We start from the raw sequence: 18,647 nt of genomic DNA, 5'->3' as shown, positions 1-18,647 counted from the left end.
GTGAGGGATTAAATGATGGCTAGTTACACGCCTATGATACAGCAATACTTGAAGATAAAGGCAGAGCACCAAGATGCCTTTTTATTTTTTCGGCTTGGTGACTTTTATGAAATGTTTTTTGAAGATGCAAAAAAAGCGTCACAAGAGCTTGAAATTACACTGACAAGCAGAGACGGAGGTTCGGCTGATAAAATTCCGATGTGCGGCGTGCCGTATCATTCCGCGGCGGCTTATATTGAACAGCTGATTAAAAAGGGCTATAAAGTGGCGATCTGTGAACAGACGGAAGATCCGAAGGCGGCTAAAGGCGTTGTAAAAAGAGAAGTCGTCCAGCTGATCACACCGGGAACCGTGATGGATGGAAAAGGCATCCACGAGTCGGAAAACAACTTTATCGCTTCCGTTTCCGAATTTCGTGACGGATACGGTCTCGCTTTATCGGACTTAACGACCGGAGAAAACCTGGCCGTATTTATTGAGCGGATTGAAGATGTCATGTCAGAAATTTACTCAGTCGGCGCAAAGGAAATTGTCGTATCGAGCAAGTTTAACGAACATACAGCTGCTCAGCTGAAAGAACGGTGCGGCGCCACGATTTCCATCGAAGACGGGGAAATAACAGAACGCATTGAAATCGCAAAGCACTTGCCGGGCGAAGAGCTGACAGAGACGTTTATGCGTTTATATACGTATTTGCAGAAAACGCAAAAACGGAGCCTGGATCACCTGCAGCCGGTTCAAGTATATGAATTGGAAGAAGCGATGAAAATTGACCTGTATTCAAAACGGAATCTTGAGCTGACGGAAACGATCCGTTCGAAAAGCAAAAAAGGGTCATTGCTTTGGCTTTTAGACGAGACGAAAACAGCGATGGGCGGCCGGCTTCTCAAACAATGGATTGACCGCCCGCTGATCAGGGCATCCCAAATCGAAGAACGCCAGGAAATGGTCGAGACGCTGATCAATCATCTGTTTGAGCGTGAAGATCTGCGAGAGCGCCTGAAGGAAGTATACGATTTAGAACGTCTGGCGGGCCGGGTCGCATTCGGAAACGTCAACGCAAGGGATTTAATCCAGCTGAAAGAATCTTTAAAACAAGTGCCGAGCATCAAAGAGCTTGTAGGGTCTCTTAACCATAAAAAAGCAAAAGAACGCGCCGGCTTGATTGATCCGTGCGGAGATTTGCTTGACCTGTTAGAAGAAGCCCTTCATGAAAACCCGCCGTTATCGTTAAAAGAAGGCAATTTAATTAAAGACGGCTATCATCAGAAGCTCGATGAGTACCGTGACGCCAGCAAAAACGGTAAAGACTGGATTGCCAGACTGGAGCAGCAGGAACGCGCTTATACGGGCATCCGTTCATTAAAGGTCGGCTTCAATAAAGTGTTCGGCTATTATATTGAAGTCACAAAAGCAAACCTTCATCTGCTTGAGGACGGACGGTATGAGCGGAAGCAGACCCTCACAAACGCCGAACGGTACATTACGCCGGAATTGAAGGAAAAAGAAGCGCTTATTTTAGAAGCGGAAAACAACATCTGCGAGCTGGAATATGAGCTTTTTGCCGGACTGCGTGAAAAGGTGAAACAATTTATTCCGCGTCTGCAGCGTCTTGCCAAACAAATGAGTGAGCTGGACGCACTGCAATGCTTTGCTACGATCAGTGAAAACAGGCATTACACAAAGCCCGTCTTTTCTGATAATGAAGTAAAAGTCATTGAAGGGAGACACCCCGTCGTTGAAAAGGTGATGGACAGTCAAGAATACGTCCCGAACAACTGCCTGATGGGCGATTCGCGGGAAATGCTCCTGATTACGGGTCCGAATATGTCAGGTAAAAGCACGTACATGAGACAGATCGCACTTCTATCGATCATGGCCCAGATCGGCTGTTTTGTGCCCGCGAAAGAAGCGGTTCTGCCGATTTTTGATCAAATCTTCACGAGAATCGGGGCAGCGGATGATTTGATTTCCGGACAAAGCACCTTTATGGTGGAAATGCTGGAAGCGAAAAACGCGATTGTGAACGCCACAAAAGACAGCCTGATCCTGTTTGATGAAATCGGCCGCGGGACATCAACGTACGACGGAATGGCGCTGGCACAGGCGATTATTGAATATGTCCATGATCATATCGGCGCTAAAACACTGTTCAGCACGCATTATCATGAGCTGACGGTGCTTGAAGATAAGCTTCCTCAGCTGAAAAACGTTCATGTGCGCGCAGAGGAATATAACGGAACGGTCGTGTTTCTCCATCAAATCAAAGAAGGAGCCGCGGATAAAAGTTACGGCATTCATGTCGCCCAGCTTGCCGAGCTCCCGGACGATCTGATCAGCCGCGCGCAGGAGATTTTGAAACAGCTTGAGCAGACGGGAGATAAACCGGAGCTTCCGGCGGTATCTGAGAAAAAGTCCGCCGTCAGAGAAGAACCGGCACAGCTGTCCTTTTTTGCTGACGGTGAAAAAGAACAGAAGGCACCGGCTGTTTCTAATAAAGAAAAACAAGTGCTTGAAGCTTTTAAGTCAATCAATATTCTCGATATGACGCCGCTTGAGGCGATGAATGAAATGTACAAGCTGCAAAAAAAATTAAAATAGAAAGAGGTGACGGACTTGGCAAAAGTCATCCAGCTCTCAGATGAACTCTCGAATAAAATAGCGGCCGGCGAGGTGGTCGAACGGCCTGCCTCAGTCGTTAAAGAATTGGTGGAAAACGCCATCGACGCAAACAGCACAGTCATTGAAATCGACATAGAGGAAGCGGGGCTTTCGTCGATTCGGGTGCTCGATAACGGCGAAGGGATGGAAACCGATGATTGCAAGCGGGCTTTCCGCCGCCACGCGACCAGTAAAATCAAAGATGAAAACGACCTGTTCCGGGTGAGAACACTCGGTTTCCGCGGAGAAGCTTTGCCAAGTATCGCGTCTGTTTCTCATCTGGAAATCAAAACGAGCATCGGCGAGGGAGCGGGAACCCATCTCATTCTTCAGGGCGGGAATATCATTTCTGAGCAGAAATCCTCCAGCAGAAAAGGAACGGAGATTATCGTTACCAACCTGTTTTTCAATACACCCGCCAGATTGAAATATATGAAAACCGTGCATACGGAGCTCGGCAATATTACGGATGTTGTCAACCGGATCGCTCTTGCGCATCCGGAAGTATCCATCCGTCTCCGCCATCAGGGGAAAAATCTGCTGCAGACAAACGGTAACGGGGACGTGCGCCATGTGCTGGCCGCAATTTACGGGACGGCGGTTGCGAAAAAAATGATACCGATCCATGTCAGCTCGCTTGATTTTGAAGTCAAGGGCTACATTGCGCTTCCGGAAATCACGCGTGCATCCAGAAACTACATGTCATCTGTCATTAACGGAAGATACATTAAGAATTTCCCGCTTGTAAAAGCAGTGCATGAGGGCTATCACACACTTCTGCCGATCGGCCGCCATCCGATTACATTTATCGAAATTACGATGGACCCGATTTTGGTCGATGTCAATGTCCATCCGTCGAAGCTTGAAGTCCGCCTCAGCAAAGAGACGGAGCTGCATGAGCTGATCCGTGACGGGATAAAGGAAGTGTTTCAAAAGCAGCGGCTTATTCCGAGCGCCCAGCTCCCGAAAAAATCAGCGCCGGCACCGGCCAAAAACGAACAGCAATTTATGACATTCGAGGAAAGCGCGCCTGAGCGGAAACTTCCTGAAAAAACGCCGGAGCCGTCTTACTCACCAATGAAGCTGAGTTCGGTCGTAAAAGAGCCTGAGCCGGTAATAATAGAAGAAGAGATCCTCCCGAATGAAGCGGATCACGATGTGCCGCCGGAGATCGGCATGCCGGAACCGGAAGCGCCTGTTTCCGATACTCCGGAACCGGAAGCTGTCGCTGAAGAAATACGGGAAGAAAGAGTTCCGGTGATGTATCCGATCGGCCAAATGCACGGGACATATATTTTAGCCCAAAACGAAAACGGCTTGTATATCATTGACCAGCATGCTGCACAAGAACGGATTAAATACGAATATTTCCGGGAGAAAGTCGGGCAGGTCGAGCCTGAAGTACAGGATATGATCGTGCCGCTCACCTTTCATTATGCGGCAAATGAGGCGCTGATCATTGACCAGCATCAGCATGAGCTTGAAAGCGTCGGAGTATTTTTAGAAGCATTCGGCACGAACAGCTACATCGTTCGCTGCCATCCGGCCTGGTTTCCAAAAGGGGAAGAAGCTGAACTGATTGAAGAAATCATTCAGCAGGTGCTTGACGCCAAACAGATCGATATTAAGAAACTGCGGGAGGAAGCGGCCATTATGATGAGCTGCAAAGGCTCAATCAAAGCGAACCGCCATTTGCGAAACGACGAAATCAAAGCGCTCTTGGATGACCTGCGCCGAACGACAGACCCGTTCACATGCCCGCACGGCCGTCCGATCATAATTCACCACAGCACGTATGAGATGGAGAAGATGTTTAAGCGTGTGATGTAGCAGGGTTCTATCCCTCGTACCCACATTTTGCCCACGGATTTTAGCTGTTTAGGTATTCATCAAACCGGTTAATGCTTTTTTGATTGTGGCTTTGCGTGATATGGATATAGACATCAGCGGTCATTTTCACATCGGTATGACCGAGTCGTTCTTACAAAATTTGATATCTGAACGAAAGCAAAAGCATTTTACCGGCTGGCCTTTGCACTTCGCGCGGAAGTCTATAAGGACGGGGGCGCGCCGGACCCGGAATGCTTTTTCTATATCAAACGGTTTCTAAAAGAACAGAGCGAGCGGAATCACATGCTATTTGTTACCGGGATAAACTCAGGCCTTCGCATATCAGATATACTGGAACTGAGGGTAAGAGACGCCAAGCGTTCGTATTTCAATCTTATAGAGAAGAAAACCAAAAAGAGAAAGAGAATTGACATGACGCCGGAACTTCAAAGAGAATTAAAGGCGTATATCGAGGGGAAAGAAGATCACGAATATCTTTTCAAAAGCCGCGAAGGGATCAACAAGCCCATTTCCCGGTTTTCAAAGCAAACAAAAGATTTGGCTATGCTGCAGAAGATTTTCAACCACTCTGACCAGCGGACAACCCTTCGATACATTGGAATCAATCAGGATGCCATGAACAACGCCATGAAGAAATTCAAGATATAAACAGGCTCATCTCATAAACAAGATGAGTCTTTTTTCTGCATATTTTTATTGATTCCCTTCAAAAAGCAAACGTGGAATTCATTTTAGGGATATCGCTTGAAAACAAGGGTGGAAAGGGCTGACGGTACTTCGGGCAGTTGCACAGTATATAACATATGGGTAATTCGTGGATTTTGTGGATAAATGGAAAATTTGGGTGTTTTTTATGGTATCATCGTGTTACAGGAGGTGAGCGGCATGACTGTGGCAGAGCAAAAAGGAATGTACTAAAAAGATTTTGGCAGAAAGATGGCACGATAACTGCACACCATTTTGTTTTAGATAAGGTATTATGGTAATAGGTAATAAACAGGTAGGGCCATTCCTACAATTCCAAACAAGAATGTCTGTGAAGTAAGAGCTATTGAAATGAATAAGAATAAAAAATACTCTGCGTGGTATAGAGGTGGATACATAATTTATGGATTCAAAAGAAAAACAATTATTTTATTACTATTACGAAAAGTTTAGGAATTCCACATTTGAAGAATATGATGTTTATGCTTTTTTAATTTTAATAAGGCGACATTGCCCTGATAATAGAAGTATAAGCGAACTTGCAGATTTTATAGCTCATAGAGATAAAAGTAGAGGATATATAAAAGAGTATTTGGAAGAATTAAAAGACAAATTTAATAAAATATATAATAATTCCGTTGAAAAACAGATGAAAATTAAAGTTGAAGAAGTGTTTACTTTCAAAGAAATAAAAAATGGTTTGAATTCTGTTTTTAAAAAATTCAATTTAGAGGAATTAAACATAGATATTATTAATGACTTTTTGCTATGCCTTCTTTCCATTCTGCAAGACATCAAAATTTATCACAAGAAAAAAGAAATAGGTAAGTTGAGTTTAGGTATTACTAGTAAGAAAATAGTATTAGTAGGTTCGGTTAAAGTTTCGAAAGAACAAAAAGAAATTATTGATGTGGTATTCCCTGTCCTTAGCTGTAAAAATAATTATAAAAGAATAAAAAAGTTGGATAAATTTGATAGTCCTTATACATTTCCAAAAATAATATGTGTTAAAAGAATAAATGGAAAGCTTGAAATTGAGTAACTATAGGATATATTGTTATGCGCCTTTTTAAAAGGGCGTTTTTATTTTGTGAATTATGAACGGAGGTGAAATAGCTTGACGCCAAAGCCACTAAAGGAATGCGCTTCCGTGGTTGCCGTGCTCTTTACCCGGGATAGGTACTGTGAAGCACACAAGACACAACAACAAGAAGAAACAAAACATTACAACAAAAATTCAAGAAACAAAACAACAACAAGTTTTTACAAATCAACTGCATGGAAAAGAACAATACAACTTGCTTTGATAAGAGGCAATTATCTCTGTCAGCATTGTTTGAAAGATCACTGCTTCACTCCGGCTGATATGGTGCATCATATTGTGGAAGTAAAGCAAGATTGGTCAAAACGATTAGACATAAAGAACCTTGAAAGCTTGTGTAACGCCTGTCACAACAAGGCTCACGGCAGCAAGGGCAAGTGACCCTCCCGCTAACAAATCTTTGAAAGGGAAACGAACGGAGAACGGCGATCCCCCTTCTGCAAACAAACACCGCTTTTCAAAGTTCCGGAAACAGCAGAAAGCCCCCTCAGCAAATTTGCCGAGAGGGCTTGGTACGACTGGTTTTGTTGTTGATTTCATCGTAACACGAAGGAATGAAATCCTCCCTTAATGGAACTGACCCCATAATATGAGACAAACAAAAAACACCTTCAAGTTTGAAAACGGACCGTTGTTATCCGAAATAAAACTTGGAGGTGTTTTTCTATGGGGACAAGAGTGAGTTATCCGGTTGAAGTCAAACAGAAGGCTGTAGGAATGAGATTGGCGGGCGTGCCTATGAAAGAGATCATGCAGGAATTGAATATCAAAAATAAGACTCAGGTTCAGACATGGGTTAGATGGCATAAGGCTGGGGATACCCACCGATTCGAACAGCCTGTTGGAAAGCAATATACTTATGGAAAGGGTCCGGAGTATTCTTCTGAATTAGAGAAACTCCAGGCAGAGAATCGTTATCTGAGACAACAGAATGAAGTGTTAAAAAAGTACAACGAATTGGAAAGGAAGCTGATAGGGAAACGACAATCAAACTGGTAGAAGAATTGCGCAAGACGATGACGGTACAGGACATCTGTGTCCATTTAGATATTTCACGCACTTCATATTATAGATGGAGAAAGAATCTGACTAAGAGTAATCCTAAGATACGACTGGAGAAACAAATCGGCACGTTGTGCCGAGAACACAAGTATCGATATGGATATCGAAAAATCACAGCCATACTAAAAAAGAGAATAAGTATTAATCATAAATCTGTTCAACGTATTATGCAGAAAAATCAATGGCAGTGTCGGGTTAAGATGAAAAAGCGTAAAAAAAGTGGGCAGCCATATTCTGTGGTCGATAATATATTGGATCGGAACTTTCAGTCTGATCGCCCTCTTGAAAAACTGGTAACGGACATCACATATTTGCCTTATGGACAGAAACAATTGTACCTTTCCAGTATATTGGATTTATACAATGGAGAAGTGATTGCTTTTACGATTGGCGATAGACAGGACACAGACTTTGTCTTACACACACTTGATCAGCTGCCCGCACTGCCAGAGAACTGCCTGTTACATAGTGACCAAGGTTCTGTTTATACATCTTATGAGTATCAGAAAGCTGTTAAAACAAAAGGCATTACCATGAGCATGTCCCGCAAAGGGACGCCCGCTGATAATGCCTCCATCGAATCGTTTCATTCCTCACTAAAGTCTGAAACGTTCTATCTTAACATTGATCGAACTACGACGGCCATCGTAGAACGCACTGCCATAGAATACATTCATTATTATAACAATATTCGTATTCAAACGAAACTAAACAGCCAATCGCCGATACAATATCGGCAATTGGCTGTATGAAGGTGTTTTGATCCCTGGCTCAAAAACGGGGGTCAGTCCCTAATGAGAGGGCTTTTTTCATTTAAATTGATTAATAACTTAAAGGTTGAGAATAGTTTCTCGCACTGACCTTCATCTTTTCACCGGATCTTTTGTAAGAGACTTTTGCTAGGGTTTCGTTTTCGTCTATGTATGGAGCTTTCCAAAATACAGAGATTTCACTAACGCTTTTGTCTTCTAGTGCTGTGCGAGCAGCTAAATCATCACTATATAATTCAATCATTTTCTTAGTTCTTGCTAATGAATTTTTTAAATCAAAGGACAAGTGAACCAGTGCAATGTTTTGACCGTTTTCTTTAGTTCCAAGATCCTGATTGACTTCAATATCTTCGACAGAAACGTTATGTAGGTGTTCATTTACTAATTCTTTAATTTTATTTTCGGGGTTTTCCGTTACATCCACATACGGTGAGTCATCTAATTCTGATTGATCACTTTTAGTAATTAACCCATATTCACTTTTGACACTTAACTTATCATCAACAAAATGAAGAGATACCGTTGCATCATTTTCCAAGCCGTCCTCTCCATCAAAATCATAATCTGGTGATGAATATTTATTAATTTTATATTCAGATTTCGCTTTCCCGCCAACAATTTTTTTGACTTCATCATAAGTCATATCTTCTCTTATTTTTTTATATTCGCCTGGCGTAATGGTCGCAATAGGTTCATCTTCATATTTAAGAAAATGCTTATTAATGAACCCTATTGAAAGTAATATAACGATACATGTAAGAGACAGCCGAAGTCCAGTTCTTCTTGTTTTTCCCGGAACCAGCAATATTACCCCAATAAATGCCCCTATAACCATGAAACCACCAAACAATGCAATAAATAAAGCCATAATGATCTCCTCTCCTATCTGCGAACATAAACATTTTAAAACAAAAGAGGAAGGATTTCCATACTTGCAAGAGTTTGCTGTCACTGAAGATGAACCTGGAAGCACAATAAAAAAAGCAAGGGGTCTTTTTGTATGGTCCCGAATTTTTCATTGAATATTACTTGTGAAAAATCTCTTAAAGAGCAAGATGATTCTCATGGGAAGAGATGGGAGAAGAATTTAAATAAAATTGGAATTTGGTAAGATGACAATGTGCAAGTCAAAGGGGACTAGTAATTAGCCCCCCTTACATTTAGTTCTTCCTGCGTTTTTTTCTGTTTTTGATTAAACTGAAAACCACTAAGAGAACCACACCGACAGCAACAATATAAAATGAAATTTCTGCTGCTGCGGTATTAATATTCTTAAGAACAAGGATAAGCCCTATTAAAACTATAGGAATGATGTAAGTTAGAATTCTTATAGCTTTTGGGCTCGGTTCAGCGTTTCTTTTATTTTCCATAATTACCTCCCGTCTAAGCTTAACACAGGTTAAATTTGATAATCACCAACAATAGTCCCGTTTAAAGGGAAAACATAAGGGGTTAAGTAATCCGCCAAGCGGCGTACGGCCGTTTGGTCCAGAAGATGCTTTATCTCTAGCATAAAAGAATACTCAGGAGAGAATGCTCCGGCTGTTCCAAGTTTTGGACTGTATTCTGGCAAAAGAAAGTGAACAAACAACATCTTTTGTGTGAATTACGTCGTATTTTTTCTAATTCGAATTGTGTGTTAGTGCCAACTCATAAGCATAACATTGTTATTCGGTGTAAGGAGCTAAGGTATTCTGATATATTTTGGGGAAGCCGCCGTATGGTTTTAGTTTAGCTTGAAGAAAAGGATTGAAATAAGAATCAAGATTGAGAGTCATTTAAAGACTGAGTATCCTCTCAGGCTACTTCGACAATTCTTTTCAAAATAAAAACTCGATTTGTTTTTCTTTCTTTTTATTCGAAAATTATACCTTCTTCATTTTCTGAATAAAATCTCCTAAAGTATTCATGTAAATGAATATTCTTATTTCCTTATATATTACGATAACAAATTTTAAAAACTTCGGCTGGTTCTTTTGGTTGATTTGAACAGTTTTTTATCTTTACCGGAAAATCCATGGAAAAACGTGGTGTCATCTGGTAAAGTGGTTACAGTCGGCTGGGCGGCGGCAGCAGTCTGCCCGGATCTTTTAAATGGGAATGGTGACAATGGATCATACATATGAAGTGCATCAAATCAAAACTTATCACCAGATGTGGTCCAACTATTGTTATATTATCGCAGACCGCTCAAAAAAATCTGCGATAGCGGTGGACCCGTCCTGGGAAATCGATAAAATAACCGATAAACTGCATGAATTGGATGTTGATTTATCAGCTATTTTATTAACACATTCGCATTATGACCATGTAAACTTGGCGGAGCCGCTTCAGCAAATCTATCATTCTGATATATACATATCGTCGGCGGAAATCGATTTCTATCAATTCCGGTGCAGAAACTTAATAGCGCTTGAAGACGGCCAAACCTTTGCGGCCGGAGGGTTTATCATCAGAAGTATACTGACCCCGGGACATACGGCCGGGGGAATGTGCTATTTGCTATCTGATCATCTTTTTACCGGTGACACCGTGTTTACAGAAGGGTGCGGTATATGTGAGGACAGGGGCAGCTCAGCTGAAGATATGTTTCACAGTATACAGAGGATCAAAGCCTCCATTCCGCCGCATGTGCGTGTGTATCCGGGGCACTCCTTCGGGGAGAAGCCGGGTCAAAAAATGGAGAGTCTTTTGAAAAACAATATTTACTTTCAGATTGAAAAAAAAGAACATTTTGTGAATTTCCGCAACAGAAAAAATCAAAAAGGGCTGTTTCATTTTAAGTAATGTGTGATTTAGTTCTTTCTAACTAGCTTTTCTTTTGAGGCAAAGAAGTTCTGAAATGGAATGGTAGTTATTACTAGATTTCTGGTGATGAATGGCTGAGTAACGGGAGTTTGCGGAAGAGAACGCCGGGCAGGCCGGATGGGACATTCTGCTTACGCCTGTTCCGAAAGCCCTGAGCCCGCCTTTCGACAGGGAAAAATAGGCATTATTCAGGAGTTCGCATAGGATAAATTAACTTGACATGGTATTTTTGTGAAGTTACTATCAACTTGAACATGCTTCTTATCTGAATCCGAGAAAGGATGGCTGAGAAAATGATCACATACTTATTCCCCGGACAAGGTTCTCAAAAGCAGGGAATGGGGAGCTCATTGTTTGATGAATTTAAAGACTTAACGGAGCAGGCTGATGAAACACTCGGATATTCCATGAAACGGCTTTGTCTTGAGAATCCGTATTCCAACCTTCACAAGACGCAGTTCACCCAGCCTGCTTTATATGTTGTAAACGCGTTAAGCTATTTGAAAAAAATCCAAGACAATGACATAAAGCCGGATTATGTGGCCGGCCACAGTTTGGGAGAATATAATGCGCTGTTTGCAGCAGGTGCGTTTGATTTTATTACCGGCCTGCAGCTTGTCCGTAAAAGAGGCGAATTAATGAGTATGGCCACTGACGGAAAAATGGCCGCTGTTATGGGGTTAACTGCAGCTCAAGTGTCAGACGCCCTTCAAACGCACGGATTACATACGATTGATATTGCCAATATGAATTCTCCTCACCAAGTTGTCATATCCGGACGCAAAGAAGACATTGAAAGAGCCAAAAGCGTATTCGAAGGATTAAAAGACGTTACGATGTTTCATCCGTTAAACGTAAGCGGCGCTTTTCACTCGAGGTATATGAGTGAAGCAAAACAAGAGTTCGAAAAATTTTTACAGTCATTTCATTTTTCTGCTATATCAATTCCTGTCATTTCTAATGTGCATGCCAGACCTTATGAGCAAGACGGAATCCACTCCGTTCTGGCCGATCAGATCGACCATTCAGTGCGATGGAACGACAGCATCCGCTATCTGCTGGACAAAGGGCGGATGGAATTTGAAGAAGTCGGCCCGGGCCATGTGCTGACAGGACTTATTCACCGCATCAAAAAAGAAACTGAAGCTTCACCCGCCATGTAGCGGAACGCAAGTCAAAATTCTTATCTCACACAATAGTGCCAGCCATACAGCATCACGACCACTTCACCTGCACACGACATCACGAAAAACTCATAAATCAATATTTTGAAAAAATAAAGAGCAAAAAGGAGAACTAATGAACCAGCCAATTGTTTTCATGTTTTCTGGACAGGGTTCCCAATACTATCAAATGGGGAAAGAGCTGTTTGCACATAACGCCGCTTTTCGGCAGAAAATGCTTGACTTGGACGATTTTGCAGTCAGCCGTTTCGGTTACTCTGTCCTTAAAGAGATGTATCATACAGGCAATCGTCTGTCTGATCCATTTGACCGCCTTCTTTTCAGCCATCCTGCCATTTTTATGGCTGAGTACGCACTTGCATATGCTTTGGAGCAAAGAGGCATACGTCCCGATTATGTGATCGGAGCAAGCCTCGGAGAGTATGCAGCGGCCGCTGTGTCGGGCGTGCTGAGCGCCGAGGATGCTTTAGATTGCGTGCTGGAACAGGCCCGAATCGTTACGGAAACTTGCCGTAACGGCAGCATGCTTGCGATACTGGGTGATCCGGCTTTATATCAAGATGATCCGCTGCTCGGCGAACATAGTGAATTGGCATCTGTAAACTATCATTCTCACTTTGTCATCTCGGGAGAGCGGGAACATATCAAAAAGATCATGGACGATCTGAGAGAAAAGCAGATTCCTCATCAGCTATTGCCGGTATCTTACGGGTTTCACTCAGCGCTGGTTGATCAGGCGGAACAGCCGTACAAGCGCTTTTTAGCTCAGAAATCAATCCGGACTCCGTTTATACCGTACATCTCCAGTGCGACCGGAGAGGCTGAGACCGATATACAAGCGGACTTTTTCTGGGATATCGTAAGAAAGCCGATTCGATTCCGCGAAGCGCTTCAATTCGCAGACAGCCGCCAAAAAGGATTGTATATCGATGCCGGGCCTTCCGGAACATTGGCCGCATTTGCCAAACAGATTCTTCCCGCAGGATCGGCTGAACGCATCCGTGCCATTATGACGCCGTTTCATAAAGAACAAACACATTTGCAGCAAATAGAAGACAGCATTTTATCACCGCCCGGAAGGAGACTGTAAGATGATCAGCTTTGTTTTTCCAGGCCAAGGCTCGCAAAGAATAGGGATGGGGGAAGACCTGTTCGGCCGCTATCCTGAATTAACCGCAAAGGCCGATCACATTCTCGGATATTCCATTCAGGAGCTGTGCCGGGACGGAGAACGTCTCAATCAGACTCAATTCACTCAGCCGGCGCTCTATGTCGTCAATGCCCTCAGTTATTTGAAAAAAACAGAAGAAACCGGCTTGAAACCGGATTTTACCGCCGGACACAGTTTGGGCGAATATAACGCGTTATACGCTTCGGGCGCCTTTGATTTTGAAGAAGGCTTACAGCTGGTCAAAAAAAGGGGCGAACTGATGAGCCGCGCAAAAGGAGGCGGCATGGCAGCGGTGATCGGCCTGACTCATGAGCAGGTGACGGATGTTTTAAGAGAAAATCACTTGGATATGATTGATATCGCCAACATGAACACACCGCAGCAAATTGTCATTTCCGGATATAAAGAAGATATTGAAAAAGCAGCATCCGTTTTTGAAGCCGTAACCGGCGTGAAAATGGTTCACCGCTTAAATGTCAGCGGCGCCTTTCATTCCAGATACATGCTGGAAGCGAAGCAAGAGTTTTCACGGTTTATTGAATCTTTCCATTTTAAGCCGCTGTCCATCCCGGTCATTTCAAATGTGACGGCAAGACCCTATGAGCAGAGAGAGCTGAAAGAGACACTCACCGGACAAATAACGGGATCGGTGAACTGGACAGACAGCATCCGTTTCTTAATGGGAAGAAAGAACATGAGCTTTGAGGAAATCGGTCCCGGAAAAGTGCTGACGGGGCTGATACAAAGAATTACGGCTGAAGCGGAGCCGATAACAGATGAAATCAAAGTCCCGGCTGAGGCTGGAAAAAGCTCAATTACGGCGGCGTCTTTAGGAAATGAAGAGTTTAAGCGCGATTATCAATTGAAATACGCCTACTTGGCCGGCGGCATGTACCGGGGAATTTCTTCGAAGGAAATGGTCGTCAAACTGGCCGAAAAAGGAATGATGGGCTTTTTCGGAACGGGCGGTTTGAACATCGCGCACGTTGAGGACGTCATTTTGTCAATTCAGCATGAGCTTCGTGACGGCGGTTCCTTCGGCATAAATGTTGTACATAACATGAAGCATACAGATTCAGAAGAAAAAATGATTGATCTTTTACTGAAGCATGGGATTCAGAACTTGGAAGCATCAGCGTTTTTAACGGTTACTCCCGCTTTAGTAAGGTTTCGCGCTAAGGGGTTAAAACGCGGTGCCGGCGGACAAATAATAGCGCGTCAGCGGATTATCGCCAAGCTGTCCCGTCCGGAAGTAGCGGAAGCGTTTCTCAGCCCGGCGCCTGATCACATTCTGCAGAAACTTGCAGCCGAAAACAAAATTACCGCTGAAGAAGCAAGTCTGATGAGAGAAATACCCGTTGCGCATGACATCTGCGTAGAGGCTGATTCAGGCGGCCACACTGACGGCGGAGTTGCTTACAGTCTCATGCCGGCGATCATCCGTTTACGAGATGACATGATGAAAAAATACCGATACGGCAAAACCGTCCGCATCGGAGCCGCAGGGGGAATCGGAACGCCCGAGGCTGCCATGGCCGCATTTATGCTCGGCGCTGATTTTATTGTGACCGGATCTATTAACCAATGCACCGTTGAGGCAGCGACGAGCGGCCTCGTAAAGGACCTCCTGCAGCAGATGAATGTACAGGACACGGCCTACGCGCCGGCCGGCGATATGTTTGAATCAGGCAGCAAGGTGCAGGTATTAAAGAAAGGGCTGTTCTTTCCGACCCGCGCCTCTAAGCTGCATGAACTGTATCAGCGTCACCGCTCAATTGAAGAAATTGATGAAAAGACACTCAGACAAATAGAAGAGAAGTATTTTAAGGCAAGTGTAAGCAGTATTTATGACAAAGTGAAGGCTCATTATTCAAATGAAGACATTTCAAAAGCCGAACGGAATCCGAAACAGAAAATGGCGCTCATATTCAAATGGTATTTCAGGCAAAGTTCTGCTTCGGCGATTAAAGGTGACCCGGATGCCAAGGTAGACTTCCAGATTCATTGCGGCCCGGCATTAGGCGCCTTCAATCAATGGGTGAAAGGTACGGAGCTGGAGTCCTGGAAAAACCGCCATGCCGATGGTATCGGCCTGCGGCTTATGGAAGAGACGGCCTCGCTTTTGAATCAGAAGTTAGGTTCATTTTTGCAAACGTGTTGACAAGACGAAATGATAGATTGAAAACATGGAATATTCATAAAAGATGAAACAGGGAGGAACTGACAATGAGTAAAGAAAGAATCTTTGAATTGCTGCAGAACACAATCTACGAGGTTTTACCTGATTTAGAAGGCGAACAGCTTTCGCAGGAAGACCGGTTAGTTGATCTGGGGGCGGATTCAGTGGACCGCGCCGAAATTATCACGATGATGCTTGAAGAATTATCACTGCAGATCCCGCGTGTTGAGCTGACGGGAGTGTCAAACATCGGCGAATTGGCGGCAAAGCTTTATGAAAAGGTACAGGCTGTCTGATAAAACGGTGAAATAATCGGAAACTCAAAATTCATATTGGAGGCGAAGTTCATGGCGGCTGCCGGAATAGAAGCGATAAATGTGTTTGGCGGGACAGCATACCTTGATGTCATGCAGCTGGCGGAGTACAGAAACTTAGACCCTGCCAGATTTGAGAATTTACTGATGAAAGAAAAAGCGGTGGCGCTTCCGTACGAAGACCCCGTTACATTCGGCGTTAACGCGGCAAAGCCGATTATCGACCGATTGACAGAGGCTGAAAAAGACAGAATCGAGCTGCTGATTACCTGCTCGGAGTCCGGCATCGACTTCGGAAAATCACTCAGTACATATATTCATGATTACTTAGGCCTCAACCGGAACTGCCGTTTATTTGAACTGAAACAAGCCTGTTATTCAGGAACGGCGGGTTTGCAGATGGCGCTTAACTTTATTTTGTCGCAGACATCCCCCGGAGCGAAGGCGCTTGTCGTCGCGACGGATATTTCCCGGTTTTTAATTGCCGAAGGCGGTGATGCGTTAAGTGAGGATTGGTCTTACGCCGAACCCAGCGCCGGAGCGGGTGCCGTCGCCTTATTGATCGGTGAAAATCCAATTGTATTTCAGGCGGATGCGGGCGCTAACGGCTACTACGGCTATGAGGTGATGGATACATGCCGTCCGATCCCGGACAGTGAAGCCGGTGACGCCGATTTGTCATTGATGTCTTACCTCGATTGCTGTGAACAGACATTTCGCGAGTACAAAAACCGTGTGCCGGGCGCTGACTACAAAGAGACGTTTCACTATCTAGCCTTCCATACACCGTTTGGCGGCATGGTCAAAGGGGCCCACCGGACGATGATGCGCAAGCTTGCAAAAGCGAAAAACGCTGAAATCGAACAGGATTTTCAAACCAGAGTAGAGCCGGGGCTCCGCTACTGCCAAAGAGTCGGAAACATTATGGGAGCAGCCTCTTTACTGGCTCTTGCAAGCACGATTGACCAAGGGGCATTTGACACTTCTAAGCGGATCGGCTGTTTCTCCTACGGCTCCGGATGCTGTTCAGAATTTTACAGCGGCGTTGTGACGCCTGAAGGGCAAGCGCGGCAGCATTCTTTCAAAATAGAAGAGCATCTGAACAACAGATACAGGCTGTCCATGGAAGAGTATGAAGAACTGTTTAAAGGCAGCGGTCTGGTGAAGTTCGGAACCCGAAATGTCAAATTGGATATGAATATGATTCCGAACATTTTAGACCATCATGCCGGGAGCCCTCGTTTATATTTGGAAGAAATCACGGAATTTCATCGGAAATACAGGTGGATATCGTGACCTATGAAACGATAAACGTCCGTTTTCAGCAAAATGTCTGCTTCATCACCTTTGATCGGCCTGAAGCCAACAATACGATTAATGAGCGTTTAGTGGAGGAATGCCTGCATGTTCTTTCTGAATGTGAAGACTCCGTGACCTCCGTAGTGCTTGAAGGGCAGCCGGAGGTATTTTGTTTCGGGGCGGATTTTGATGAGATGTACCGGAAAATGAGGCAGGGAATGCAGCATGCGGAATCGCAGGAGCCGCTTTACCGTTTGTGGCTGGCATTAAAATCCGGGCCGTACATCACAATCGCCCGTGTCCGCGGAAAAGTAAATGCGGGAGGTGTCGGTTTTGCCGCCGCGTGCGATATCGTCATAGCAGAGGAGAATGCTTCGTTCAGTTTATCTGAACTGTTATTCGGACTTTATCCAGCCTGCGTTCTGCCGTTTTTAATTCAAAGAATCGGATGTCAAAAGGCGCATTATATGACGATCATGACAAAGCCCGTGCCGGCACGCCAGGCGCTTGAATGGGGACTTTGTGACGTATGCGTCCCGGACTCAGCAACAGAGCTGAGAAAGCATTTGCTGCGCCTCCGCCCGCTGTCGAAAAAAGCAGTCATCCGCTATAAACAATACATGGATTCCTTAAACGACCTTGTTCATCGTTCGAAATCCATTGCTCTAGCCGAAAATCAAGCGATGTTTTCAGATCCGGATAACCAATCAGCCATCACCCGTTATGCAGAAACGGGGCGGCTTCCTTGGGAAACGGAGAACAGTTAGGAGGATATCATGCCGAACGCCGCAGTTGAACTGCTCGAAATTGAACCGGATATTATCCAAGTGACAATGCAGGATAAAGCCCATAAAAACGCCTTCTCCAAAGAACTGACGGATGGATTGATGGAAGCATTCACCCGTATAAAAAAATCGTCAGTCTATAAAGCTGTGATTTTAACAGGATACGGCCATTACTTTGCTTCCGGAGGCACACAGGAAGGCCTGCTCAGGATTCAGCAGGGCATCACGAAGTTTACGGAAGACCGCATGTACTCTTTGGCGCTGGAATGTGATATCCCCGTCATTTCCGCCATGCAGGGACACGGAATCGGAGGCGGGTTTGTCATGGGGCTTTTCAGTGATTTTGTCATTTTAAGCAAAGAAAGCGTGTATACCGCAAACTTTATGAAATACGGTTTCACCCCCGGAATGGGCGCTACCTTTATCGTTCCGGAGAAGCTTGGGGCAAGCCTCGGCCATGAAATGCTGTTAAACGGCGGCCACTACCGCGGCGGTGACCTGGAGAAAAGAGGGGTGCCTTTTCCGGTGCTTCCTCGGCAGGAAGTACTAGACTATGCGCAGGAATTGGCCCGTGAGCTTGCGGAAAAACCGAGAAACTCTTTAATTACATTGAAAAGGCACTTGGTGACGCCGTTTCGCGAGCAGCTTCCGGCCGTCATTGAGAAGGAGTTAATCATGCACGATGAGACGTTTCATGATGATGAAGTGAAAAAACGAATCACGACGATGTACGGAGTATAAGACATACATCTTACA

Annotated in this window: 16 protein-coding genes; 14 read left to right on the top strand and 2 right to left on the bottom strand. The window is 44.4% G+C overall.

What is annotated here, in order from left to right; genetic code table 11:
- The first annotated feature begins 15 nt into the window (after positions 1-15).
- The 6 genes from mutS (at position 16) to BZ167_RS00855 (ending at position 8,133) form a co-directional block, all read left to right on the top strand.
- Positions 16-2,601 (top strand): DNA mismatch repair protein MutS, encoded by a 2,586-nt coding sequence (gene mutS, locus BZ167_RS00880; RefSeq protein WP_007409829.1) that lies wholly within the window; start codon positions 16-18, stop codon positions 2,599-2,601.
- A gap of 15 nt (positions 2,602-2,616) precedes the next feature.
- On the top strand, positions 2,617-4,491 hold the full coding sequence (gene mutL / locus BZ167_RS00875; protein WP_060675478.1) for a DNA mismatch repair endonuclease MutL: 1,875 nt from the start codon (positions 2,617-2,619) through the stop codon (positions 4,489-4,491).
- Positions 4,492-4,686: 195 nt separating this feature from the next.
- The gene (locus BZ167_RS00870) at positions 4,687-5,160 is read left to right on the top strand and encodes a tyrosine-type recombinase/integrase (protein ID WP_060675479.1); all 474 of its coding nucleotides are present in this window, start codon (positions 4,687-4,689) and stop codon (positions 5,158-5,160) included.
- Between the two features lie 460 nt (positions 5,161-5,620).
- Positions 5,621-6,259 carry a hypothetical protein gene (locus BZ167_RS00865; RefSeq protein WP_060675480.1) on the top strand — a complete coding sequence of 213 codons (639 nt, stop codon included), beginning with the start codon at positions 5,621-5,623 and terminating at the stop codon, positions 6,257-6,259.
- 75 nt (positions 6,260-6,334) lie between these two features.
- Positions 6,335-6,700, top strand: coding sequence for an HNH endonuclease (locus BZ167_RS00860; RefSeq protein WP_060675481.1), 366 nt, complete (start codon positions 6,335-6,337; stop codon positions 6,698-6,700).
- Positions 6,701-6,985: 285 nt separating this feature from the next.
- Positions 6,986-8,133 (top strand): IS3 family transposase gene (locus BZ167_RS00855; protein ID WP_155721238.1). Its coding sequence is split into 2 segments (ribosomal slippage): positions 6,986-7,259 and positions 7,259-8,133, totalling 1,149 coding nucleotides; the frame shifts between segments, so codons are not numbered across the junction.
- Positions 8,134-8,203: 70 nt separating this feature from the next.
- Here the strand turns inward: BZ167_RS00855 and BZ167_RS00850 are convergent.
- Entirely contained in the window at positions 8,204-9,019 is an 816-nt protein-coding gene (locus BZ167_RS00850; RefSeq protein WP_060674177.1) for a hypothetical protein, read from the bottom strand.
- Positions 9,020-9,311: 292 nt separating this feature from the next.
- Positions 9,312-9,521, bottom strand: a complete 210-nt coding sequence (locus tag BZ167_RS00845) for a hypothetical protein (RefSeq protein WP_060674180.1) — start codon at positions 9,519-9,521, stop codon at positions 9,312-9,314.
- Positions 9,522-10,260: 739 nt separating this feature from the next.
- Here BZ167_RS00845 and BZ167_RS00840 point away from each other — a divergent pair.
- The 8 genes from BZ167_RS00840 (at position 10,261) to BZ167_RS00805 (ending at position 18,632) form a co-directional block, all read left to right on the top strand.
- Positions 10,261-10,938, top strand: a complete 678-nt coding sequence (locus tag BZ167_RS00840) for an MBL fold metallo-hydrolase (protein WP_041482114.1) — start codon at positions 10,261-10,263, stop codon at positions 10,936-10,938.
- Between the two features lie 314 nt (positions 10,939-11,252).
- The gene (gene fabD, locus BZ167_RS00835; protein WP_015417505.1) at positions 11,253-12,122 is read left to right on the top strand and encodes an ACP S-malonyltransferase; all 870 of its coding nucleotides are present in this window, start codon (positions 11,253-11,255) and stop codon (positions 12,120-12,122) included.
- Between the two features lie 136 nt (positions 12,123-12,258).
- Positions 12,259-13,233 (top strand): acyltransferase domain-containing protein, encoded by a 975-nt coding sequence (locus BZ167_RS00830; RefSeq protein WP_012117590.1) that lies wholly within the window; start codon positions 12,259-12,261, stop codon positions 13,231-13,233.
- Position 13,234: 1 nt separating this feature from the next.
- Positions 13,235-15,475, top strand: a complete 2,241-nt coding sequence (gene fabD, locus BZ167_RS00825; protein WP_077391913.1) for an ACP S-malonyltransferase — start codon at positions 13,235-13,237, stop codon at positions 15,473-15,475.
- A gap of 65 nt (positions 15,476-15,540) precedes the next feature.
- On the top strand, positions 15,541-15,789 hold the full coding sequence (locus tag BZ167_RS00820; RefSeq protein WP_007409841.1) for an acyl carrier protein: 249 nt from the start codon (positions 15,541-15,543) through the stop codon (positions 15,787-15,789).
- Between the two features lie 51 nt (positions 15,790-15,840).
- Positions 15,841-17,103, top strand: a complete 1,263-nt coding sequence (locus tag BZ167_RS00815) for a hydroxymethylglutaryl-CoA synthase family protein (RefSeq protein ID WP_031379105.1) — start codon at positions 15,841-15,843, stop codon at positions 17,101-17,103.
- Positions 17,100-17,873: an enoyl-CoA hydratase/isomerase gene (locus tag BZ167_RS00810; protein WP_061861475.1), complete on the top strand. Its 774-nt coding sequence runs from the start codon at positions 17,100-17,102 to the stop codon at positions 17,871-17,873. Before BZ167_RS00815 ends, BZ167_RS00810 begins: the two co-directional genes overlap by 4 nt.
- A gap of 9 nt (positions 17,874-17,882) precedes the next feature.
- The gene (locus BZ167_RS00805; protein WP_003154094.1) at positions 17,883-18,632 is read left to right on the top strand and encodes a polyketide synthase; all 750 of its coding nucleotides are present in this window, start codon (positions 17,883-17,885) and stop codon (positions 18,630-18,632) included.
- Positions 18,633-18,647 lie beyond the last annotated feature (15 nt).

Source organism: Bacillus sp. 275 (assembly GCF_001999205.1).
Classification (GTDB): domain Bacteria; phylum Bacillota; class Bacilli; order Bacillales; family Bacillaceae; genus Bacillus; species Bacillus velezensis.
Note: the sequence above shows the minus strand (reverse complement) of the source record. Positions and strands in the feature narration are given on the sequence as shown.